This is a genomic window from Clostridium tyrobutyricum DSM 2637 = ATCC 25755 = JCM 11008, assembly GCF_000359585.1.
In the GTDB taxonomy this organism is placed as follows: Bacteria; Bacillota; Clostridia; order Clostridiales; family Clostridiaceae; genus Clostridium_B; species Clostridium_B tyrobutyricum.
The window spans coordinates 17,852-41,608 of the sequence record NZ_APMH01000005.1; the positions used below are offsets into that span (position 1 = coordinate 17,852).

Here is a 23,757-nt window from a genome sequence, read left to right on the forward strand (position 1 = left end):
ATATGGTTGAATGGTATGGTCAATCTTGGAGTCATATTATAAAAAAATTAGACAGCAACAGTTATTATGGACTCTATGATGAACAAATTGAACCTCATAGAAAAAAATACGGTAAAAATGAAATATTGATTCCTGAAACTAAAAGCTTTTTTTCTCTCATTATAATCCAATTAAAAGAGCCATGGGTTTTATACCTGCTGCTATCTATAGTATTGTCTATATATTTTAAATTATTTTGGGAAATGCTTGTAACTATTGTTATATTTTTGGTGAATGTAATGTGCATAGCCCTACAAAAATATAAAGATCAAAAAGATATCAAGGAACTCAAAAAAATGAATATGGGAAATGCAAGGGTTATAAGGGGGGGAAGAACAATTAGAATCCCTTTAGAAGAACTTGTAGTAGGAGATATAGTCATAATTGGTTCAGGGGAGTCTGTACCTGCCGATATAAGAATAATTGAAGCAAATGATCTAAAGGTGGATGAATGTTCTGTTACAGGAGAAAGAGTTCTATCTGACAAATATTCACCTAAAATAGAAGACAAGGAGATATCTTTATCAGATATGAAGAATATTCTTTTTAAATCTTCAATAGTTGCTGGTGGAGATGCTACTGGAGTTGTAATAGCTGTTGGTATGAAAACACAAATATCTGATATAGTAAAATCTTTTTTAGAGCAGAAGCAAAATAAAAATTTCTTTAAATCTGTTATAAGCAGTATATTAAATATGTATATAAAATTTTTATTTATAGGAATTTTTATTTCTAATTTTTTGACCTATAATTGGAATAGAAATATTTTTCAGTTGATAAAACAGTTTGCCATTGTTTCAATTAGTTCATTTCCAATAGGTTTTGTTATAATAATATATCTTATAAATAATATATTTTTAAAGAATATTGAAAAAAGCAATAATGTAAATTTTAAAGATTTGTCCAGTATTGAAAAATTCTCAAAAGTAACTGTCATATGCGAAGATAAAGTAGGTGGATTTTCCAAAAAAAGGATGGATTTAAGCAAGGTATATGGAAACGATGGATTTATTGATATTGATGAAGAAACACTTAAGGAAGATGGTGTTAGTGAAAATTTATATAGAATGTTGGATATAGGTCTTCTATGTAATGATACACAATTGGTCAATGGAGAAATTGAAAATTCAAAAGATGATTTAACTGAAATAGCCCTTGTCAAATTTGCACAGCAGAATGGGATTTATAAAAGGAAGATTGAAAGGGAGCATAGAAGAATATTTCAGATTTCATTTGATACTGATAGGAGAATTATGACTTCTGTCAATAAAATGGACAAGAACTATAGAGCAAGTGTAAAGGGAGCGGTTGATTCCATATTGGACAGATGTACCCATATAATGAAGAATGGAGTTGAGCTTGAAATAACCGAAGATGATATAAATGATATACGTACTGCAGATATAAGTATGTCTAATGATTCACTAAATGTAGTAGGATTTGCATATAGAAATTTTAATTATGAACCAAGTCTTAAAGAAAATATAGAGAGCAATCTTGTATTTGTAGGCTTGATGGGATTCGATAATAAACTAAAAGATTTTGCAGAAGATTATGTGAAGAAGTCTGATGAATTATCTATAAAGCCCATTATAATTACGGAAGACAGCAAGTTGACTGCATTTGCAGTAGGTAGGAAGCTGGGGATTGTATCAAGACTTCAACAGATAATATCTGGAGTTGAAATAGATAATATGGATGAGGAAGAGTTTAATCGTATAGGAGAAAAAATAAATATATTTTCAAGAATTAGTTCAAAAAATAAAGTAGAAATTATTAAGGCATTAAAAAACTATGGATATATTACAGCTATAACAGGTTGGAAGTTAACTGATGTCCCAGCACTTAAAATATCCGATATAGGAATAACTAATAGTAGAAGCAATATAGTAAAAAGATTAAGTGATGTATTTATTAAAGATATCGATTTTATGAATCTTTTGAAATTAATAGAAAGTTGTAGAAAGATAATGTCTGAAATGAGAAAAATTTTGATTTATTTGGCTAGTTGTAGTTTTGGTATAGCTGCTTTTTTAATTATAAATACAATTGCTGGAACTGTGAAAATAAATGAGGATTTATTTTTAAAATCTTCTATATTTAATATTTTTACTATGATTCTATCAACATTGGCACTTATATACCAACATGATGAAGAGAGTTCAGAATATATAAGTTATGTCATAAATAAGGATATTATAAAGAGTAAAATTTCTTTTGTATGTTCAAGGGGAGTGCTTATGGCTGTATCGGCATTTATATCTTTTAAAATTTCTGAATTCCTAGGAAGTAAATTTTCATTGCAGATTCCTTTTCTGGTTTTAAATTTTTGTGCTGTATTTTTTGTATATAGTTTTTCAAATAATAATTTATTTAAAAATAAATTACCCAATATTATAGTAAGTATAAATTTTATATTTCAAATATGCATAATTTTATTATGGACAAAATTTAGTGTAATTTTTGAAGCATCATATTGGATAATTGTATTTGTATTTGCAGCTATTTGGTTTGTATTGAGTTTAGTAAATAAGTTTGATAAAAAAGAATATTATATGGAATAGCTTATGTTTATATATCAATTATTTGGTCAATACTTATAATCAAAGGGGTGTGGCCAATGAAAAGACCATTGATATTTTATGCTATTTCTACAGCAGTAGGTTGCTTATGTGCCATGGAAATTTTAGAAAATTCCATTACCATATGTTCAACTATTGCTGTATTGTTTTTTATAATATATTTTACTACACTAGATAAAAAATTTTTTATCATAAATGCTGTTTTTTTCTCTTTGGCAGCCTTTAGCTTTTTGAATTATTTTAATTTTAATCCCGGATCTCATATAGATAAAATCAAATTATTAAATAAGAAAAACTATTATTTTATAGGAAGTATAAATGGTAGAAAAGTAATAGTCAATGGAAAAGTAGAAAAATTAAAAGAGGGTTCAAGCATAGAAGCCTATGGATCTTTTAAAAAAGATATGAATTTTACAAGAGGAATCATAGGAAATTATAAATTAGAGAAATATAAATTATTAAAAAGAGATATCATGTACTATTCTTATTCATATAAAAAACTTATATATAATAAATTCAAGAATATAATTGGTGAGGACAGAACAGCTCTTATAATGGGCATATGCTATGGGGATGTCCATTACCTTACTCAAGAACAAAATCAGGAATTTCAAAAATTAGGAGTTATACATGCCGTTAGTGTATCAGGTTTTCATATGGCAATTATATATCAAGCTATAGAAGGAATATTTGGATTTAATATAGCTGTTTTATTTTCAATAATTTATGTGATTTTTACTGGAATGTCTGCCGCTACAATGAGATCATTTATAATGATATTCATATATAAACTATCTAAAATATTTTTTAAGGAATATGATGGATTGTCATCTCTAAGCTTATCTGCAATTATACTAATTATGGCAAAACCATATTATATAGTTGATATAGGGTTTGGACTATCTTTTTTAGCAACTTTAGGTATACTTGTGTATTATAAAAAGCTTTCAAGAGTTTTATATATGATGCCTAAAAAATTAAATGAAAGCATAAGTTTGACTTTATCATCCCAAGTATTTTCACTTCCCTATGTTGCGTTTACAATTCAAAATTTCAGTTATGGATTTATGTTGGGAAATCTATTTTTACTTCCACTTTATTCTATACTTGTAGTACTCGGCAATATAGCACTTGTTGTTTCTTTTCTTAAACCAGTATTTAATATTATTGCAAAGCTGATTAATTTAGTGATCGAGGCCTCAGAAGGTGGAAGTTCAATAGTACTTAAATTAACTCCGGAAATAGTATATTTAAATTATGAACAAGGTATTATAATGCTGCTGATCTATATTAGTTTTAAATTGTATAAAAGTGGATATAAGAAAATGAAATACATGCCTGCAGCACTTTTCATATTTATTGTATTACAAAGTTATAGCATCATAACAAAGGTTACCTTTCTAAATTTTCAAAGTGGTGAAGCAGTTATATTAGATAGTAGAAATCAAAGAGTTATGATATGTAATTATGATTCCTATAATGGAAAATGGATAGTAAATATAAAAAAATATATGAACATAGATAAAGTTATAACTAACCCAGGGCAAAATTATAGATACATATTGAATAAAAACAGTTTTTTAAGTGTAAATTCAAGTGAAAAAAATAATAGTCTCATAGTTAAATTTCATAGATATAATAAAGAAAAATTTAATTTTATATTGAATGGGGAAACAGATTATGGAATTTCAAAAACAGATGATAATTCTTTAATTTACATACCCAAGGTAAAAATTAATGATTCATCTAAATATGAAGATCCTTTAGATAAGAGTATTACATATGGTATAATATTTAACAGATTGATTCCAATTGAAATGAGCGAAAAAAGGTGATAACATGATAGATTTATTTACATTTAAGGAAGATTTAAAAAAGAAGGATTTTAAGAATTGCTATGTATTTTGTGGGTCGGATGAAAATATTATTCAAGAATGTGTAAAACTTATAGTAGACAGATTTATTAATCCTGACTTTTTAGATTTGAATTATATAAAATTTGATGGCAATTCAATGGATGGCTTTCAGCCTGTTATAAATGCCTGTCAAACACTCCCATTTATGAGTAATAAAAAAATTGTACTTGTATATAGAGCAAATTTCATCGGAAATGATTTACAAAATAAAAGTAAATTGTCCGGGGAAAAGGAATTTAATTATATACACAAGTATGTAAAGAAAGTTCCAGAACACTGTATATTGATAATGTATGAAGTTTTTAAAAGTAAAAGGGATAAGGTAAGTAAGAGAATATACAAGCTTGACAAAGATGTATGTGTAGTCAGAATAGATAAATTTAAAGGAAGACAACTTGAAAACAGGGTAGAGGAGATATTCAGCGAAAAAAATAAAGAAATAAAAAAATTTGAGTTGAGATTGTTTTGCAGTGTTATGGAAGATAATAATTTCAGTGTAATAAAAAATGAGGTGGAAAAGCTCTGCTGTTACACTTATGGAAGAGAGATAACCAAAGATGATATAAAAAAATTATTTTTAAAAACAAGTGATGATGATATATTTGATCTTGTAAATCCAATATCGAATAAAAAGATAAAAGAGTCATTGATTGTTTTAGATGAACTTATATATAAGGGAGTAAATATAAATTATATTTTGACTATGATAGAGAGGCAATTTAATCTGCTATTTAAAATGAAAAAGGCCCTTGAAGACAAGAAGGATAAGAAATACATAATGAATATGCTTAGAATGAAATCGGACTATGCTTACAGTATAATGATGAGCCAGAGCAAAAAATTTACATTAAGACAGCTCAGACATGCTGTAGATCTTTGTATTAATTCAGAACAAAAAATTAAAAGTTCTACAGTAGATCAAAAAACTGAAATAGAACTTCTAATAATAAATACAATTGCAGGATAAATAAATAACCGGTAGATACCGGTTTATTTATTAAGCGGATAAATTATCCAATCTTGCTGCCAATCTAGATTTTTTTCTCGCTGCTTTGTTTTTATGTATAATGCCTTTTGATACAGCTTTATCTAAAGATCTAGCAGATGCAAGATAAGCAATTTTAGCTTCTTCCGCATTATTATTCTCAACAGCAGTTAAAAACTTCTTTATAGTAGTCTTTAATGAGGATCTTATGATCTTGTTTCTAAGAGTCTTGGTTTCTATAACTTTGATTCTCTTTTTTGCTGATTTAATATTTGCCATGTAATTCACCCCCTCATAATTTTATAAAGTCTTATTAGCTCTGGGGAATACTAATAAACTTCGTATATTTAACAAATGCTATTATAGCATTAAAAATAACTTCATTCAAGTATAAATTTTAGGTGTCAGTAAAATATGAATAAACATAAAGAAAAAACAAACAATATTAGCATAAATAGAATTTTTATATTTGGAGTGGTGAATGTGTTTAATACAAGAACAGATTTAGCTTTGGAGGCAAAGGAAATATATGAAAATGAAAGTGGAAAAGATATAGACGGCGTTAAGATAAGTGAAAGTTTAAAAGATAATATAAAAATAACCAATGTTAATGTAATTGAAGATGTAGGGGAAAAGATGATAGGTAAGCCAAAAGGATCATATATCACTATTGATATTCCCAAACTTGCACATTATGATGGAGAGTTGAGAGATAAATTGAGCAAAGTTATGGGAGATGAATTAAAAGAAATAATTAATTCTATTGGGAATGATTTAGACAACAGCATGACTGCACTGGTTGTAGGACTTGGAAACTGGAATATAACTCCTGACTCTTTAGGACCCAAGGTTATATCAAGGTTAATGGTTACAAGGCATTTGAAACAGCTAGTACCAGATAAGATAGATGAAAGAATAAGACCGGTTTGTGCAGTTGCACCAGGAGTACTTGGACTTACAGGTATCGAAAGCAGTGAGATTATAAAGGGAATTGTAGATAAAATTAAACCCAATATAATAATATGTATAGATGCACTTGCTTCTAGAAAAATGGATAGAGTCAATTCTACCATACAGATAAGCAATACTGGAATATCTCCTGGATCAGGAGTTGCGAACAGAAGAATGGAACTTAGCATAAAGACTCTAGGAGTACCTGTAATTGCAATAGGTGTACCTACAGTAGTAGATGCTGCTACAATGGCCAATGATACTATAGATTGTGTGGTAAATGAGTTAATATCCAAATCTAAAACTGGCGGCGAATTTTATAATATGCTTAAGTCAATGGATAAGGAAGAGAAGAGAAAGTTGATAATTGAAATTTTAAATAACTCTGAAAATATCATGGTAACACCTAAAGATGTTGATGTTGTAATAGAGTCGGTATCCAAAATACTTGCATTGGGAATAAATATGGCTCTCCAACCGGAACTCAATTTAGAAGAGATAAATACTTTCTTAGAATAAATACCAAATGACAAGTGAATAAAATTTGTAAATAAGTCCATCCTTAATAATAGAAAATAGCAGAAATTTTAAAATATTTCTTATTGTGAGGGTGGTTTTTTATGAGCAGGAGAGCATTTAAATCTGTAACTATATGTTGTATAATATTGGTAATTACGGGGGTGATCACGGTGAATAATAGTATGCCAAAATTTATTAAGGATAAATCTGATTTTAGTATAGATTTTAATATCAATCCATTTAATTTTACTATTAACACTAAAAATTATTCTATTGATTTTGGAAGAGGTGGTTTATATAATTTTAAAAATATTTCATTTCAATTTACTCAAAATGTTTACAATGGAGTAAGAGACAAAACGGAAGATATAGTTGATGTAATGGATAAAACATTTAGACAAATCAAATCTAATATGGTACATTAGTTAATCCTCTTTTAACTGAATATTTCTTATGTTATAATTTAGATAGTTATTATAGATTTTTAAACATGAAAGGTTTGCAGAAAGTGCAAATCTTTTAAATCGTCTATTGGTTATGGAGGAGAATATATGCAGAGCGAAAGGCAAAAATATATAAGAAATTTTTCTATAGTTGCTCACATAGATCATGGTAAATCTACCCTTGCAGATAGATTGATCGAAAAGACTGGTACTCTTACTGAAAGGGAAATGGATTCTCAAGTACTTGATAATATGGACCTTGAGAGGGAAAGAGGCATAACTATAAAATCACAGGCTGTAAGATTGGTATATAAAAAATCAGAAGATGAAGAGTATATATTAAATCTTATAGATACTCCTGGACATGTAGATTTTAACTATGAGGTATCTAGAAGTTTGGCTGCTTGTGAGGGAGCCATACTAGTTGTAGATGCTACACAGGGTATACAGGCACAGACGCTTGCAAACTGCTATCTGGCATTGGATCATGATCTGGAAATTGTTCCTGTAATAAATAAAATAGATCTTCCAAGTGCAAGACCTGATGAAATAAAAAAGGAGATAGAAGATGTTATTGGAATAGAAGCACAAGATGCACCTCTTGTTTCTGCAAAAACAGGACTTAATATAGAAGATGTTCTAAAAGCCATAGTAGAAAAGATACCCGCTCCTGAGGGTGACGAAAATGCTCCACTTAAAGCTCTTATATTTGACTCTAACTATGATAGTTATAGGGGAGTTGTTTGTCATATAAGAGTAAATGAGGGCTCTATAAAACCTGGAATGCAGATAAAATTGATGGCTACAGACAAATCATATGAAGTAATTGAGACAGGTGTATTTGCTCCAAATTTTCTGCCTAATGATGGTCTGAAAGCAGGGGAAGTAGGATATTTTACAGCTTCTATAAAGAATGTAAGGGATGCTAGAGTTGGAGATACTGTTACGGAAGCAAAGAGAATGGCCAAAGAAGCTCTTGAAGGTTATAGACCTGCAGTACCTATGGTGTTTAGTGGTATATATCCTGTGGATGGAGCAAAATATGGAGAGTTAAAAGAAGCTCTTGAAAAACTTCAGGTAAATGATGCAGCACTTTCTTTTGAACCGGAAACATCTATAGCACTTGGATTCGGTTTTAGATGTGGTTTCCTGGGACTTTTACATATGGATGTAATTCAGGAAAGAATAGAGCGAGAATTTAATCTGGACATTATAATTACAGCTCCTTCAGTTATATATAAAATTATGAAAACAGATGGAAGCATAGTAGAACTTACCAATCCTACAAATATGCCGGAATTAACTGAAATAAAGTATATGGAGGAACCTGTAGTAAGAGCTTCTATAATAACACCTTCAGATTATGTAGGTGCTGTAATGAAGTTGGCACAGAGCAGAAGAGGGACTTTTAAGGATATGCAGTATATTGAAACCACAAGAGTATCTCTCAACTACGATATACCACTCAATGAGATAATATATGATTTTTTTGATGCATTGAAATCAAGAACCAGAGGCTATGCTTCCTTTGATTATGAATTAAAAGGATATAGTGAAGCAAAATTGGTTAAATTGGATGTACTTTTAAATAGTGAAATAGTGGATGCACTTTCTATGATAGTACCAGAAGAGAGGGCTTATGAAAGAGGAAGGCATATAGCTGAAAAATTGAAGGAGATAATACCAAGGCAATTATTTGAAATACCTATTCAGGCGGCTGTTGGAGGAAAGATAATAGCAAGAGAGACAGTTAAGGCTATGAGAAAAGATGTTTTGGCAAAATGTTATGGAGGAGATATATCCAGAAAGAAGAAATTACTTGAAAAGCAAAAAGAAGGAAAGAAGAGAATGAGGCAGGTAGGATCGGTGGAGATACCTCAAGAAGCATTTATGACAATTTTAAAGACAGAGGATTAATTATGAATAGTTTAAAAGATAATCTTTCATTGTATATACACATTCCTTTTTGTGTCAGAAAATGTCTGTATTGTGATTTTAATTCTTACAGTGGTATGGAAAATTTAATGATCAAGTATGGTAAATCCCTTCAAAAGGATATAAATAGTGCTGTATATGATAAAATAGGAACTATATTTATAGGAGGTGGGACTCCTACTTATTTACCTTTGGATGTATGGAAAAATGTATATCATTCAATTTTAAAATTGAATTTAATACATGACATGGAGTTTACAGTTGAAGGAAATCCAGGAACTTTTTCAGAAGAAAAATTGAGTTTCTTAAAGTATATGGGAGTTAATAGATTGAGTATCGGACTGCAATCATGGCAGAATAAGATTCTTAAAAGCTTGGGTAGAATACATACTATAGATCAATTTTTAGAAAGTTACAAACTTGCTAGAAAATTAAAATTTTCAAATATAAATATAGATATTATGTTTGGGCTTCCCAATCAATCAATATTGGATTGGCGGGAGACTTTAAAAAATGTTGTTCAATTAAACCCGGAGCATATATCATGTTATAGTCTTATAATAGAAAAGAATACAGCTTTTTACAATATGCATAGAGAAGGAAATCTAGTTCTTCCACAAGAAGATCTGGAAAGGGAAATGTATGAATTCGCAGTGGATTTTCTTGAGCATAATGGATATGTACAATATGAAATTTCAAATTTTTCAAAACCTGGTTTTCAATGCAAACATAATTTGAACTATTGGAATCTGGGAGAATACATAGGAGTTGGTGCAGGTGCCCATTCCTATGTGAAAGGATACAGGTATAAAAAAATTGAGTATATAGCACAATATATAGGGGAGGCAGATAATAACAATTTTTCAAAACTGGATTTTCATAAAAATTCTATAGAAGATGATATGGAAGAATTTGTATTTATGGGCCTTAGAAAAAATGAAGGAATATCCATATTAGATTTTAAATCAAGATTTCATCGTGATATATATTCTATATATAAAACTCAAATAGATAAACATATAGCATATGGTACTCTAATTGAGAATGGTGATAGATTATATTTAAGTAAAAGGGGAATACAAGTATCTAACAGCGTGATGTGTGATTTCATTTTAACTGCATAAATAAGTTATATAGATATTAGAAGAAAAATTAAGTATTGACGATTATTATAGATGTAAACTCGAAAAATTATAGAATTTTATTAAGTAATTAATATTGCATAAAGTTGACAAAAAAAATCATGAGTGATATTTTTTAATCATAGCAATTAGCACTCACCACTAATGAGTGCTAATAAAGAGGTGATTATATGGAAATGGATTCTAGAAAGATAAAAATACTACAGGCAATAATAGATTCTTATATAAATACAGCAGAGCCTGTAGGGTCCAGAACCATTGCCAAAAAGTATAATATGGGCATAAGTTCGGCTACAATAAGAAATGAAATGGCTGATCTTGAGGACATGGGATATTTGGAACAATTGCACAGTTCTTCAGGGAGGAAACCATCAAATAAGGGATACAGGCTTTATGTTGATAAATTGATGGAAATACCTATTCTTAGTGAAGAAGAACTATATGTAATAAAAAAACAGATTTTAAACAGTGCCCTTTTTGAAGTAGATAAAATAATAAAACAGGCCACTTTGCTTTTAGCACAACTTACTAAACTTACATGCATAGTTAGGACGCCATCTGTAAGCAAGAGTTATATAAAACATCTTCAGCTTGTGAATATAGAATCTAACAGTAATATACTTTTGGTACTTGTTACAGATAGTGGAGTAATAAAAAACAATGTGATAAGAGTTGGAAAAAATGTTCCTGATACAGTATTGAATAAATTGAGTATTTTGCTTAGCAACAGATTAAGAGGTTTAAATAGTGAACAGATAAATCTAGAAGTAATAAACAATATAAAGATTGATTTAAGAGGATATGAAGATATATTTAATGCTATAATTCCGGCCTTATATGAAAATTTAAAGAGTGCAGACAACTCGGATATTTATTTACAAGGTACTGTTAATATATTCAACTATCCAGAATATAAAGATATTGCAAAGGCTAGAGAATTTTTATCAATGCTTGACAATAAGGAAAAGGTAAGTGAACTTTTAAATGATCCTTCAAATATTTCAGTTAAAATAGGAAATGAAAACTATATTGAAGGAGCAGAAGATTGCAGCGTTATATCAGCAGTTTATAATTTAGGAGATAGGCCTATAGGAAAAATTGGGCTTATAGGACCCACAAGGATGCCATACTCCAAAGTTATATCTGTATTGTCAAATGTAGTGAAGGAATTAAATTATATTATAACTAATATTTATTTTGACGATGAATGATATTTATTATAAAATATTGGATTGGAGGAAATAACTAGTATGCCTAATAAAAATAACAATACTGAGGAAAATGAAAATTTAAAAAAAGATTTAGATGAAACTGAAGCATCTTCAGAATGTAAAGTATCAGACGAATATGAAGAATACAATGAAAATGAAAGTAATGAAAGGAAAGATAAGGATTCAGATAATGTTGAAGATATTTCAGATGCAAAATCAGTTAAAAATATAAAAAAAGAGAACAGCAAATTAAAAGATGAAAATAAAAAATTTAAAAATGAATTGGATACATTAAAGGATAGGCTGGCTAGAACAGCTGCAGAATATGATAATTTTAGAAAGAGGACAGCTAAAGAAAAGGAAAATATCTATACAGAGTCCTGTGAAGATATACTTAAGGATATACTTCCGGTGCTTGATAATTTAGAGAGGGCAATTGCAGTGGATGGAAATAAAGATGATCTTAAAAAAGGCATAGAGATGACAATGAAGCAATTTAATGATGCTCTAAAAAAATTAGATGTAGAAGAAATTCCTGCAGATGGAGAATTTAACCCTCATCTGCATAATGCAGTTATGCATATAGAAGATGATAATTATGATAAAAATTGCATAGCGGAAGTATTCCAGAAAGGATATAAAAGAGGAGATAAAGTATTAAGATACAGTATGGTTAAAGTGGCAAATTGATTCTAATTATATAAATATTTAATGAATTTTGAAGACAGATAAATTTAGGAGGTAATTAACAATGTCAAAAGTAATAGGTATTGATTTAGGTACAACAAATTCCTGTGTAGCAGTTATGGAAGGTGGAGACCCTGTAGTTATATCCAATTCAGAAGGTGCAAGAACAACTCCATCTGTAGTTTCATTCCAGGCAAATGGGGATAGACTTGTAGGTCAGGTAGCAAAAAGACAATCAATAACAAACCCTGATAAGACAATAATATCAATAAAGAGACAAATGGGAACAGATCATAAAGTAGATATAGATGGGAAAAAATATACTCCACAGGAAATATCAGCAATGATACTTCAGAAAATAAAGGCAGATGCTGAATCTTATTTAGGAGAAACTGTTACTCAAGCTGTTATAACAGTACCAGCATACTTTAATGACAGTCAGAGACAGGCAACTAAGGATGCAGGTAAGATAGCAGGACTTGAAGTGCTTAGAATAATAAATGAGCCAACAGCTGCATCGCTTGCTTATGGTGTAGATAAGATGGATACAAATCAGAAGATATTTGTATATGATTTAGGTGGTGGTACATTTGATGTATCAATATTGGAACTTGGAGATGGAGTATTTGAAGTTAAGGCTACAAATGGAGATACTCACTTAGGTGGAGATGATTTCGATGAGAAGATAATTGATTATATAGCAGATACTTTCAAAGCTGAAAATGGAATAGACTTGAGAAATGACAAGATGTGTCTTCAAAGATTGAAAGAAGCTGCTGAAAAGGCAAAAATTGAACTTTCTTCATCTACACAAACAAATATAAACCTGCCATTTATAACAGCAGATGCTACTGGTCCTAAACATATAAACATGGATTTAACTAGAGCAAAGTTTAATGAATTAACTCAAGACTTAGTTCAAAGAACTATAGAACCTATGAAGAAGGCATTAGATGATGCAGGTCTTACAATAAGTGATATAAACAAGATTATATTAGTTGGTGGTTCAACAAGAATACCTGCAGTTCAAGAAGCAGTTAAAAACTTTACTGGTAAAGATCCTTCAAAGGGGGTTAATCCAGATGAGTGTGTAGCAGTAGGTGCCGCTATTCAGGCAGGAGTTTTAACAGGGGATGTAAAGGACGTTTTACTTCTTGATGTTACACCACTTACTCTTGGAATCGAAACTTTAGGTGGAGTTGCAACTCCATTAATACCTAGAAATACTACAGTACCAACTAAAAAGAGCCAGGTATTCTCAACAGCAGCAGATGGTCAGACTTCCGTTGAAATACATGTAGTTCAAGGTGAAAGACAGATGGCTGCGGACAATAAGACACTCGGAACATTTACACTTTCAGGTATACCTGCAGCTCCAAGAGGAGTTCCTCAAATAGAAGTTACATTTGATATAGATGCCAATGGTATAGTTAATGTATCTGCTAAAGATAAGGGAACTGGAAAAGAAGCAAATATTACAATTACAGCTTCAACTAATTTAAATGATGAAGAAATAGATAAGGCTGTAAAAGATGCAGAAAAATTTGCAGAACAGGATAAAAAGAGAAAAGAATCTATAGAAGTTAAAAATAATGCAGATCAGCTTGTATATCAAACAGAAAAGACATTAAAAGATCTTGGAGATAAAGTATCTGGAGATGATAAGAAATCTATAGAAGATAAATTAGAAGCTCTTAAAAAGATTAAAGATGGAGAAGATTTGGAAGCTATAAAGAAAGCTACTGAAGATTTAACTCAGACATTCTATGGAATTACATCTAAGATATACGGACAACAAGGTCAGGCAGGTCAGGCTGGACCAAATCCTGGAGCTGGTACCCAAGGTGGAGCTGAAAATGCAGAAAAAAAAGATGACAATGTAGTTGATGCTGATTACAAAGTAGATGACGATAAATAGGATTTTCTCTTCACGATTATATAATAAATGTGTATAATAGTAATAGTTAAGGGATGAGTATTACTCTTCCCTTAATATTTTTAGTATAGTTTTCATTAGGTGGTGAAATATAAAAATGGCAAATAAAGATTACTATGAAGTATTGGGACTTGAAAAAGGTGCAAGTGATGACGAAATAAAAAAAGCTTTTAGAAAACTAGCTTTAAAATACCACCCGGATAGAAATAAGGGCAATAAAGATGCAGAGGAAAAATTTAAGGAAATAAATGAAGCCTATCAGGTTTTATCGGATCCGCAGAAAAAAGCTCAGTATGATCAATTTGGAACAGCTGATTTTAGTGGTGCTGGTGGAGCACAGGGAGCTGGTTTCGGAGGATTTGATTTTTCAGATCTTGGTGGTTTTGGAGATATATTTGATTCATTCTTTGGAGGTGGATTTTCTCAAGGTGGAAGCAATAGAAGGAGAAATGCTCCTCAGAAGGGTAGGGATCTTGAATATACTTTAAGTCTGACATTTGAAGAAGCGGTATTTGGTATTAAAAAAGATATAAGCTTAAGCAGAAATGAGAATTGTGAGCACTGTCATGGTACAGGAGCAAAAGAAGGAACTAAGCCTCATACTTGTGATAAGTGCGGAGGAACTGGTCAAATAAGAGTTCAGAGGAGTACACCTCTTGGAAATTTTGTAACTATGACTACTTGTGATAAATGCGGAGGAAAAGGAACTATAATAAAAGATCCATGTCCACATTGTAAGGGAAAAGGAACAGTAAGAAAACATAGAAAGATACAGGTTAATATTCCAGCTGGAGTCGATACAGGCAATATTATTCCTATGAGGGGACAGGGAGAAGCTGGAGTACATGGAGGGCCAGCAGGAGATCTTTATATAAATATAAGAGTTGCATCCAGTTCTAAATTTAAAAGAGAAGGATTTGACATATATATAGATGCCCATATAAGTTTTGGAAAAGCAGTCTTTGGAACTACAATGAAAGTACCAACAATAGATGGTGAAGTAAAATATGACGTTCCTGAAGGAACTCAGTCCGGAACTGTATTCAGGCTTAGAGGTAAAGGTGTAAGCAGGGTAAATGGAAGAGGCAGAGGCGATCAATATGTAAATGTCATAGTAGATGTTCCTAAGAATTTAGATCAAAAGCAGAAAGAGACTCTAATTGAATTTATGGAAGCTAGTGGAGAAAATGTAACTCCAGAAAAAGACAAGAATTCTTTTATGAACAAAATAAAGCGTGAATTTAATAAAAGAAAATAATTTCACTTAGAAAGTGGTGTATTATGGACAAAAATTGGATAGAACTTTCCATTGCTACAACTAGCAGTGCGGTAGAGGCTATTTCAGGAATATTATACAATACTGGAGTGCAGGGGATTTCTGTCGAGGATCCGGAAGATATTGAATTTAAAAAAAAGCATCCTGGAGATTGGGACTATTTTGACAATAGCCTTTTAAAACAGAAAGATTATGCAATTATAAGAGCATATTATAAGGAAAATGAAAATTTTCAGGAAAGTTTGAATTATATAAAGGAATCTATAAATAATTTACAAGAATTTGGTATAGACAAGGGCAAGGGAACAGTTACGGTAAAAAGAGTGAAAGAACAGGATTGGGAAAATAATTGGAAGCAGTATTATAAGCCTACTAAAGTTGGAAGCAAAATAGTAGTAGTTCCAATATGGGAAAATTATAAAATAGCAGATGATGAAATACCAGTATATTTGGATCCTGGAATGGCTTTTGGCACCGGCACCCATGAAACTACTAGAATGTGCATTAAAATGTTGGAAAACTATGTAGGTAGCAATTCTGTAGTATTTGATATAGGAACTGGTTCAGGCATACTTTCAATAGCATCTGCAAAGCTAAATGCAAAGCAGGTAATAGGAGTTGATTTGGATCCTGTAGCTGTAAAATCAGCCAGGGAAAATGTAACTTACAATAATATTTCAAATATAAAAATACTCCATGGAAATCTTATGGATGTTGTTTCTGGAAAAGCTGATATAATAGTTGCCAATATAATAGCCGATATAATAATACCACTATGTGATACTGTTAAGAAATTTTTGAGATCCGGAGGAGTTTTTATATCTTCCGGTATATTAAAAGAAAGGGAACAGGAAGTAATAGATAAATTGGAAAAATCTGATTTTACTGTTGAAAAGATAGATGAAGATGGAGAATGGTCCTGTATAACTGCAAAATATAACAAAGTATAATTTAATTAAAAAGGTTGTTGTGCATGCACAAATTTTTTGTATCAAAAGAAAATATAATGGAAAATACAGCTTATATTTTGGGAGAAGATGTAAGGCATATATATAAAGTACTTAGACTTAAACCTGGTGATAAAGTGAGTATAAATGATTGCTGTGGTGAAGAGTTTTTAGGATCAATAAAAACTATTGACCGAGAACAGGTTCAGGTGGAAATATTAGAAAAATTGAATCTGGACAATGAAAGTAATATAGATGTATATTTGTTTCAGGGATTTCCAAAATCAAGTAAGATGGATTTAATAGTTCAAAAAGCTACAGAACTTGGTGTAAAGGGGATAACTCCAATTTTTACTGATAGGGTTGTAGTAAAAAACAAGCAGGGGGAATTAAAAAAGGTAGACAGATGGAATAGAATAGTTAAAGAATCTTGCAAACAGTGTAAGAGAAGTATAATACCTAAAGTAAATAATCCCATGGAATTTAAAAATATTCAGCAATTACTGAAAAATATAGATCTAATTATAGTACCATATGAAAATGAACAAAACACTGGAATAAAAAATTTAGCACAAAATATAGATAAAAATAAAATTGAGAGTATTGGGATAATAGTTGGCCCTGAAGGCGGATTTGCTGAGGAAGAGATAAACACATTAAAAGATATTGGAGCTAATATAGTTACTCTTGGGCCTAGAATATTACGAACAGAAACTGCGGGATTTGTATGCACATCACTACTTATGTATGAGTTCGGTGATTTAGGAGGTTCAAATTAGTGATAGATTTAACTTTAAATGAAATTGAATTTTTAAATCAGTATAACCGTAAAAAAACTGTAAGTGCGTTAACTTTGGGATGTAGAGTTAATCAATATGAAACAGAAGCCATGATAGAAAAATTTATGAAAGAAGGCTATGAGTCCGTAAATTTTAATGAATGTGCGGATGTTTATATTATAAATACATGCACTGTAACAAATATGGGTGACAAGAAATCCAGACAAATGATTCATAGGGCCAGAAAAAAAAATAAAGATGCAGTTATTGCGGTAGTTGGATGTTATTCACAGGTATCCCCCGAAGAAGTTTCAAATATAGAAAGTGTTGACGTAGTTCTGGGAAGCAGAAACAAGGGCGATATTGTATATTGGATAAATCGCTACATAAATGAGAACGAGAAAATTGTAGAAGTAAATAAAATTTTAAAGAACAATATATTTGAAGATTTGAATATTGATAAATATCAGCATAGAACTAGAGCTTTTTTAAAAATACAGGACGGATGTAACAGATTTTGTTCTTACTGTTTGATTCCATTTGCAAGAGGGGCAGTATGCAGCAAGGAACCATATAAGGTTATAGAAGAAGTAAAAAAATTAGCACATAACAATTTCAAAGAAATAATACTTTCAGGAATACATATAGCTTCTTATGGAACTGATTTAAAAGATGGTTGGAATCTTCTACGACTTTTACAGGAAATAGACCAAATAGAAGGTATCCAGAGAGTTAGAATTGGCTCTATTGATCCTCAATTTTTCACAGAAGAAGTTGTAGAAAATATAAAATATATAAAAAAGTTATGTCCTCATTTTCATCTTTCACTGCAAAGTGGATGTGATGAAACGCTTAAAAGAATGAATAGAAGATATACTGCAAGTGAATATGAAAATATTTTGAATCAATTGAGAAGTAATATAAAAACTGTGTCCATAACTACGGATATTATAGTTGGATTTCCAGGTGAAACAGATGAAGAATTCAATAAAACTTACGAATTTTTAAATAGAATAAAACTTTCAAAAATGCATGTATTCAAGTACAGTCCTAGATCTGGAACAAGAGCTGCATCTATGAAAGATCAGATAGATGGCAATGTAAAAGAGTACAGAAGTTCTAAAATTATAAATTTGGATAAAATATTTGAGGAACAGTTTAGAAATAAGTTTTTAGGCAATGATATGAATGTATTGTATGAAAAAAAATTAAATAATAGTGAGGATTTATATGAAGGCTATACTCCTAATTATATAAAAATCGTAACCAAATGCCATAAAAATATAGAGGGAAGCATAATTAAAACTAGAATTATAGACAGTGAAAATGGATATTTGATAGGTAAAATATTATAGTAGCATAAAAGTTTTTGATTTCTAGGAGGATATTTGATATAAGTGTTGAATACATTTAAGTAATATTTATTTGATATTCCAATAATAAGGAGGTGAGTATATGGAAGATTGTATTTTTTGTAAAATAATAAAGGAAGAGATACCTTCACAAAAAATATATGAGGATGAACTTGTATTGAGTTTTAAAGATATAAGTCCGGGAGCACCGGTTCATGTGCTTATAATTCCAAAAAAACACATAGAAAGTATTAATCTTCTTACAAAAGAAGATTCAAAAATTATTTCACATATATTTTTAATAGCTAAAGATATTGCAAAAAAATTGGGAATAGATGAGAAGGGTTATAGGATTGTTTCAAATACTGGAGAAGATGGAGGTCAGACTGTGCCCCATGTACATTTTCATTTATTAGGAGGAAGGTCATTGAATTGGCCGCCAGGCTAAAAAATTCAAATTGTTGACAGTATAAAAACATTTGTTGTATAATAATCTATGTGCTATTTGACCTATGTTAACTGTATTTAATTTTTAAAATTAAATTGAGCTAGCGGAGGGAGGGATATAATATGTCAGAAATAAAAGTTGGAGAAAATGAAACTATTGAAAGTGCATTGAGAAGATTTAAAAGAAAATGCGCTAGAGCTGGTGTTCTTTCAGAAGTAAGAAAGAGAGAACATTATGAAAAACCAAGTGTAAAGAGAAAGAAAAAGTCAGAAGCTGCTAGAAAGAGAAAATTTAAATAGAGTTCTTTTGGAAGAGGGTTATTGTATAAATGTCTCTTAAAGAAAGATTACAAGAAGATTGGAAGCAAGCTTTAAAGTCTAAGGACAAATTTAAAGCTAGCACCATAAGTATGGCAAGAGCGGCTGTTTTGTTAGTTGAAAAAACTGATGGAAAGCAGCTTGACGATGAACAAATCATAGGTATTTTAGCAAAGGAAGTCAAGCAAAGGCGTGAAGCCGTACTGGAATTTAAAAAAGGAAATAGACAGGATTTAATTGATAATGCTGAAAATGAAATAAAGATCTTGTTGAGTTACCTTCCTCAGCAATTAAATGAAGAAGAGATTTCCGAAATTGTTCATCAAGCAGTTAACGAAGTAGGAGCAAATAGTATAAAAGACATGAAAAAAGTTATGGCGCTTGTTATGCCAAAAACAAAAAGCAGAGCAGATGGTAAGCTTGTAAGCCAAATTGTAAAACAATATTTGAATAAATAAAAGGTTGAGTTTACTCAACCTTTTTTGTTAGGCAAAACCCTATATACACGGGATTTTGCTTTTTTTATATAAAAATTTAATGCTCGTATACACCTTTAAGTAATTTATTTTAGTTATAATTCATAAGTTAATAAGAGAATATGAAACTCCTCTTTCTTTGGTCAGAGGAGTAAGCGACCATAGCCAAATTAAAAATTTGGGATGTATGCTTAACCTATATAAATATTAGAGGTGATAATGTGGGAGACAAATTATATAATACAAAACGGAATATTGCAGATAAGTTGGAATTTCCAAGAGATATAATTTTAAATATGCCCAAAATTCAAGTGACAGGAGATAATGAAATAATAATAGAAAATCACAAAGGAATAGTGCTCTTTGACAAGAGTATAGTGAAGATTAATTCAGGTGTAGGATTGATATCTATATATGGTAATAATTTCGAAGTGCTTTTTATGGGAGGAAGTACTATAACAGTGGGAGGAAAGTTTAAATCAATAGTCTATGAAGGAAACTAGGAAAAATAATTTTTATAATTATAAAAATGCAGTGATAACCATTGAAATACAATCCATTATGCCTGAAAGATTTATCAATTTGATATGGAAAAATGATGTATATATCAAAAATATAATAAGAAAAAGTGTAACAACTGTAGTCATGGATATAAGATATAAAGACTACAATAAAATAAAGAAGATAGGTAAAAAAACTGGGACTAGGATAAGAATAGTTAGAAGATGGGGACTTTCGTTTTTAATACTTCGGATCCAAAAAAATAAAATGTTGATCTTTGGAGTAACTATTTTTATTGGCATAATCTATTACATGTCCACATTTATATGGCAAATTCAAATAAATTCAGATTCTAATTTACCACCTTATGAAATAAGACAAAAATTGAAGGCTTATGGAGTAACCAACGGTATTAACAAAAATAAAATAGATGTATATAAAATAGAAGAATTTCTTATAAAAAATGATGATAATATAATGTGGGTAAGGGCTAGAATAGACGGTTCAAGACTTATAGTCACTGCACAGGAGAGAAAGTCTCCGCCTAACATAATATCGGATAATTCACCATGTGATTTGGTAGCATCAAAAGATGGTGAAGTAATTAGATTGTATACTACAGCTGGAACACCTGTAGTAAATATAGGAGATATGGTTAAGAAAGGCCAATTGCTTGTAAAAGGAGTACAGGGAAAAGAGGGCGATACTTATACAGTTCATGCAGCAGGAGATGTATTATGTAAAACTTTTTATGAAAAAACTAAAGAAGTAAATATAGATACTATACAGAGGAAAAGAACTGGTAAAAAAATAGTGAATTACTATATCAATATAAATGGTAAAAGACTATATTTGAAAAATACTGCGAATACTTTCAATAAGTATGATAAAATAGAAGAAAGCAAATTTTTCATAAAAAAAGAAGTTTTTTATGAAGTAAAAGAATTTAAAGTTAGGGGAAATATAGAAAAGATAACAGCTGATACTTCAGATAAACTTTATACACAAATAACATCCAATTTAGATAAAACGGTGAAAATACTGGATAAAGTTGTAGATAAAAAACAAGGCAGATTGCTAAAGGTAAGAGTTTTGGTTATAGCAGAAGAAAATATAGCGTCCCAAGTAGAACATAAGGAAGAGATAATGGAAGAGAATAAACAGACGAAAGAGTAATAAACAGTTTACAAAGGGTGATTTTCAATGAAAAAACTAGACTTAAAAAGATTTTTTATAAGAGAAAAACAAAATAGGATAATTATATTTATAGTAAGTTTTATACTCATATATGCTGTACTTCTAACAGGGCTTACTACTAAAAGATATAATCTAAAGCTTGGAGAAATTGCAAAAGTTGATATTAAGGCACCAAGAGAGGTCAAAGATGATCTTTCAACACAAGATAGAGTAAATCAGGTATTAGATTCTGTACCAATTCAATATAATAAAAAACCTGAAGTTAAAACTGAAACTATAGATAAAATAAATAAATTTTTTTCTACAGTAAATCCAATTATAATTGACAGTCAAACAGATGAAAAACAAAAGCAGCAAAAAATTAAAAGTGCTGCAGATATATCCTTGTCAGATAATGATTATTTGAAATTAGCTAGAATGAGTAAAAGTGATATGGATGAACTTCATAATTTTTTAATAGAGTCCATGTCTGATCTATATGACAATAATAATATAAGTGACAATAGTCAAAAAGATAATGAAGAGGATATTAAAAAAGCACAGGAAGATATAATAATAAAAGTGGGAAATTCCAATTTATCTAAGAGTATACGTGATTTAGCAATTAATATAGCATATACTCAGATATCACCTAATTTTTTTTATGATAAGGATAAAACCCAGGAATTAAAAATTGAAACTGCCAAAAAAGTACCTCCTGTTATGATTAAAAAAGACCAGATCATAGTAAAAGAAGGTGAACCGGTTACTAAATATCAAATTGGAGTTCTCAAAGATCTTGGACTTTTGAATGACGGTTCATATTTCAAATGGTATATATATATATCACTGGCAGTTCTCGTAGTCCTTATATTGGCACTTCAGTGGATATATTTGAATATATATAGTAAGAGTATATACAAAGATTTTAATATATTTGTCATGATAAACATATTGAGCTTTTTAGGTATTCTGTTTGCAAGATCTTTAGGGATAATTTCACCATTTTTTATACCACTTGCCTTTATTCCCATGATATTTTCTATACTTGTGAATTCTAAAACATCACTTGTAATTAATATACTTAATTGTGTACTGATAAGTACTGCAGTGGAATTCAATATAGAAATTACTATATTAGCTATGGTAAATGTAATAATAGGATCCATAATACTTAGAAAATTACAGCAGAGAAATGATATATTATATGCTACTATTTGTATAGCTGTTATAAATATAGTGCTTACTGTTTCAATGGGATTTTTGTTGACTAACAACGTAGTTGATGTAGCTGAAAAAGCTATATTTACGGGAATAGGAAGCATAATATCAGGCATATTGGTAATAGGATTTTTACCCGTTTTTGAAAGCAGTTTCAATATAGTTACTACTATTAAACTTTTAGAACTGTCAAATCCAAATAATCCACTCCTTAAAAGATTGCTTATGGAAGCCCCTGGAACTTATCATCACAGCATATTAGTAGGTAATCTTGCTGAGGTTGCAACAGAGGAAGTAGGTGGAAATGCACTTTTTTCAAGAGTGGCAGCCTATTATCATGATATAGGCAAGATAAAAAGGCCGTATTTTTTTAAAGAAAATCAGCTTGGAAATGATAATCCACACGATAAAATAACTTCAGCTTTAAGTGCTGTTATAATAATATCACATGTAAAAGATGGAGTTGAGATGGCAAAGGAATATAAACTCCCTAAAGTAATAATAGATGTTATAGAACAGCATCATGGAACATCACTTGTAAAATATTTTTATGTTACTATGAAGAATTCAAGCAAAAGTCCTGAAGATGTAAAAGAGGAGGATTTCAGATATCCAGGACCTATACCGGAAACTAAGGAAGCAGGTATAATAATGCTGGCAGATGGAGTGGAAGCTGCTGTTAGATCTATTAATGAACCTAATAAAGACAATATTGAAAGTATGATTAACGATATAATAAATGATAGATTATCATCGGGGCAACTGGATAATTGTGATCTTACATTGAGGGATATAACCAAGATAAAGGCTGCTTTTATAAAAGTACTTCTTGGAATATACCACCATAGAATAGAGTATCCAAAAGACAAATGGGCTGACAAGAACAATAAGCTTATAGATGATAAATAATATGGAGGA

General features: G+C 30.2%; 21 protein-coding genes. 20 read left to right on the forward strand and 1 reads right to left on the reverse strand.

The annotated features are described in order from the left end of the window. The first annotated feature begins 2 nt into the window (after positions 1-2). The 3 genes from J418_RS0103930 to holA are packed head-to-tail and all read left to right on the forward strand — an operon-like array spanning position 3 to position 5,504. Entirely contained in the window at positions 3-2,603 is a 2,601-nt protein-coding gene (locus J418_RS0103930; protein WP_017894836.1) for a cation-translocating P-type ATPase, read from the forward strand. A gap of 56 nt (positions 2,604-2,659) precedes the next feature. Continuing rightward, on the forward strand, positions 2,660-4,456 hold the full coding sequence (locus tag J418_RS0103935) for a ComEC/Rec2 family competence protein (RefSeq protein ID WP_017894837.1): 1,797 nt from the start codon (positions 2,660-2,662) through the stop codon (positions 4,454-4,456). Positions 4,457-4,460: 4 nt separating this feature from the next. Beyond that, positions 4,461-5,504 carry a DNA polymerase III subunit delta gene (gene holA / locus J418_RS0103940; protein WP_017751267.1) on the forward strand — a complete coding sequence of 348 codons (1,044 nt, stop codon included), beginning with the start codon at positions 4,461-4,463 and terminating at the stop codon, positions 5,502-5,504. Positions 5,505-5,534: 30 nt separating this feature from the next. Here the strand turns inward: holA and rpsT are convergent, their stop codons facing one another. After that, positions 5,535-5,801, reverse strand: a complete 267-nt coding sequence (gene rpsT / locus J418_RS0103945) for a 30S ribosomal protein S20 (protein WP_017751268.1) — start codon at positions 5,799-5,801, stop codon at positions 5,535-5,537. A gap of 204 nt (positions 5,802-6,005) precedes the next feature. Between rpsT and gpr the strand changes: the two genes are divergently transcribed. From gpr to J418_RS0104030, 17 genes are all read left to right on the forward strand, one after another. Next, positions 6,006-6,992, forward strand: a complete 987-nt coding sequence (gene gpr / locus J418_RS0103950; protein ID WP_023625423.1) for a GPR endopeptidase — start codon at positions 6,006-6,008, stop codon at positions 6,990-6,992. A gap of 170 nt (positions 6,993-7,162) precedes the next feature. Continuing rightward, on the forward strand, positions 7,163-7,417 hold the full coding sequence (locus J418_RS0103955) for a hypothetical protein (protein WP_236901692.1): 255 nt from the start codon (positions 7,163-7,165) through the stop codon (positions 7,415-7,417). A gap of 126 nt (positions 7,418-7,543) precedes the next feature. Next, positions 7,544-9,352 (forward strand): translation elongation factor 4, encoded by a 1,809-nt coding sequence (gene lepA / locus J418_RS0103960; protein WP_017751271.1) that lies wholly within the window; start codon positions 7,544-7,546, stop codon positions 9,350-9,352. Positions 9,353-9,354: 2 nt separating this feature from the next. Next, entirely contained in the window at positions 9,355-10,494 is a 1,140-nt protein-coding gene (gene hemW, locus J418_RS0103965; protein WP_017894839.1) for a radical SAM family heme chaperone HemW, read from the forward strand. A gap of 188 nt (positions 10,495-10,682) precedes the next feature. Next, entirely contained in the window at positions 10,683-11,723 is a 1,041-nt protein-coding gene (gene hrcA / locus J418_RS0103970) for a heat-inducible transcriptional repressor HrcA (protein WP_017751273.1), read from the forward strand. A gap of 39 nt (positions 11,724-11,762) precedes the next feature. Then, positions 11,763-12,413, forward strand: coding sequence for a nucleotide exchange factor GrpE (grpE, locus tag J418_RS0103975; protein WP_017894840.1), 651 nt, complete (start codon positions 11,763-11,765; stop codon positions 12,411-12,413). Positions 12,414-12,474: 61 nt separating this feature from the next. Then, complete coding sequence (gene dnaK, locus J418_RS0103980; RefSeq protein WP_017751275.1) at positions 12,475-14,328, forward strand: molecular chaperone DnaK; 1,854 nt, start codon at positions 12,475-12,477, stop codon at positions 14,326-14,328. A gap of 115 nt (positions 14,329-14,443) precedes the next feature. Further along, positions 14,444-15,604 (forward strand): molecular chaperone DnaJ, encoded by a 1,161-nt coding sequence (dnaJ, locus tag J418_RS0103985; RefSeq protein WP_017751276.1) that lies wholly within the window; start codon positions 14,444-14,446, stop codon positions 15,602-15,604. A gap of 23 nt (positions 15,605-15,627) precedes the next feature. Next, on the forward strand, positions 15,628-16,572 hold the full coding sequence (gene prmA, locus J418_RS0103990; protein ID WP_017894841.1) for a 50S ribosomal protein L11 methyltransferase: 945 nt from the start codon (positions 15,628-15,630) through the stop codon (positions 16,570-16,572). 23 nt (positions 16,573-16,595) lie between these two features. Then, on the forward strand, positions 16,596-17,348 hold the full coding sequence (locus J418_RS0103995) for a 16S rRNA (uracil(1498)-N(3))-methyltransferase (RefSeq protein WP_017751278.1): 753 nt from the start codon (positions 16,596-16,598) through the stop codon (positions 17,346-17,348). Beyond that, positions 17,348-18,703, forward strand: coding sequence for a tRNA (N(6)-L-threonylcarbamoyladenosine(37)-C(2))-methylthiotransferase MtaB (gene mtaB / locus J418_RS0104000; RefSeq protein WP_017894842.1), 1,356 nt, complete (start codon positions 17,348-17,350; stop codon positions 18,701-18,703). The genes J418_RS0103995 and mtaB overlap by 1 nt, the downstream gene beginning before the upstream one ends. A 100-nt stretch (positions 18,704-18,803) precedes the next feature. Then, complete coding sequence (locus J418_RS0104005; RefSeq protein ID WP_017894843.1) at positions 18,804-19,148, forward strand: histidine triad nucleotide-binding protein; 345 nt, start codon at positions 18,804-18,806, stop codon at positions 19,146-19,148. 122 nt (positions 19,149-19,270) lie between these two features. Continuing rightward, positions 19,271-19,447: a 30S ribosomal protein S21 gene (gene rpsU, locus J418_RS0104010; protein WP_007061146.1), complete on the forward strand. Its 177-nt coding sequence runs from the start codon at positions 19,271-19,273 to the stop codon at positions 19,445-19,447. 29 nt (positions 19,448-19,476) lie between these two features. Beyond that, positions 19,477-19,923: a GatB/YqeY domain-containing protein gene (locus J418_RS0104015; RefSeq protein ID WP_017751281.1), complete on the forward strand. Its 447-nt coding sequence runs from the start codon at positions 19,477-19,479 to the stop codon at positions 19,921-19,923. A 239-nt stretch (positions 19,924-20,162) separates the two neighbouring features. Beyond that, entirely contained in the window at positions 20,163-20,444 is a 282-nt protein-coding gene (gene yqfC / locus J418_RS0104020; RefSeq protein ID WP_017894844.1) for a sporulation protein YqfC, read from the forward strand. After that, positions 20,431-21,618 carry a sporulation protein YqfD gene (yqfD, locus tag J418_RS0104025; protein ID WP_017894845.1) on the forward strand — a complete coding sequence of 396 codons (1,188 nt, stop codon included), beginning with the start codon at positions 20,431-20,433 and terminating at the stop codon, positions 21,616-21,618. The genes yqfC and yqfD overlap by 14 nt, the downstream gene beginning before the upstream one ends. A 27-nt stretch (positions 21,619-21,645) precedes the next feature. Further along, positions 21,646-23,748, forward strand: coding sequence for an HD family phosphohydrolase (locus J418_RS0104030; protein ID WP_017751284.1), 2,103 nt, complete (start codon positions 21,646-21,648; stop codon positions 23,746-23,748). Positions 23,749-23,757: the final 9 nt, after the last annotated feature.

Excerpts from the sequence above, each read along its gene's own strand:
- J418_RS0104030 (WP_017751284.1), top strand. The coding sequence starts at position 21,646 with ATGAAAAAACTAGACTTAAAAAGATTTTTTATAAGAGAAAAACAAAAT.
- lepA (WP_017751271.1), top strand. The coding sequence starts at position 7,544 with ATGCAGAGCGAAAGGCAAAAATATATAAGAAATTTTTCTATAGTTGCT.
- dnaK (WP_017751275.1), top strand. The coding sequence starts at position 12,475 with ATGTCAAAAGTAATAGGTATTGATTTAGGTACAACAAATTCCTGTGTA.
- rpsT (WP_017751268.1), bottom strand. The coding sequence starts at position 5,801 with ATGGCAAATATTAAATCAGCAAAAAAGAGAATCAAAGTTATAGAAACC.
- hemW (WP_017894839.1), top strand. The coding sequence starts at position 9,355 with ATGAATAGTTTAAAAGATAATCTTTCATTGTATATACACATTCCTTTT.
- rpsU (WP_007061146.1), top strand. The coding sequence starts at position 19,271 with ATGTCAGAAATAAAAGTTGGAGAAAATGAAACTATTGAAAGTGCATTG.
- J418_RS0103935 (WP_017894837.1), top strand. The coding sequence starts at position 2,660 with ATGAAAAGACCATTGATATTTTATGCTATTTCTACAGCAGTAGGTTGC.
- dnaJ (WP_017751276.1), top strand. The coding sequence starts at position 14,444 with ATGGCAAATAAAGATTACTATGAAGTATTGGGACTTGAAAAAGGTGCA.
- grpE (WP_017894840.1), top strand. The coding sequence starts at position 11,763 with ATGCCTAATAAAAATAACAATACTGAGGAAAATGAAAATTTAAAAAAA.
- hrcA (WP_017751273.1), top strand. The coding sequence starts at position 10,683 with ATGGAAATGGATTCTAGAAAGATAAAAATACTACAGGCAATAATAGAT.
- holA (WP_017751267.1), top strand. The coding sequence starts at position 4,461 with ATGATAGATTTATTTACATTTAAGGAAGATTTAAAAAAGAAGGATTTT.
- J418_RS0104005 (WP_017894843.1), top strand. The coding sequence starts at position 18,804 with ATGGAAGATTGTATTTTTTGTAAAATAATAAAGGAAGAGATACCTTCA.
- J418_RS0104015 (WP_017751281.1), top strand. The coding sequence starts at position 19,477 with ATGTCTCTTAAAGAAAGATTACAAGAAGATTGGAAGCAAGCTTTAAAG.
- prmA (WP_017894841.1), top strand. The coding sequence starts at position 15,628 with ATGGACAAAAATTGGATAGAACTTTCCATTGCTACAACTAGCAGTGCG.
- yqfD (WP_017894845.1), top strand. The coding sequence starts at position 20,431 with ATGAAGGAAACTAGGAAAAATAATTTTTATAATTATAAAAATGCAGTG.
- J418_RS0103995 (WP_017751278.1), top strand. The coding sequence starts at position 16,596 with ATGCACAAATTTTTTGTATCAAAAGAAAATATAATGGAAAATACAGCT.
- J418_RS0103930 (WP_017894836.1), top strand. The coding sequence starts at position 3 with ATGGTTGAATGGTATGGTCAATCTTGGAGTCATATTATAAAAAAATTA.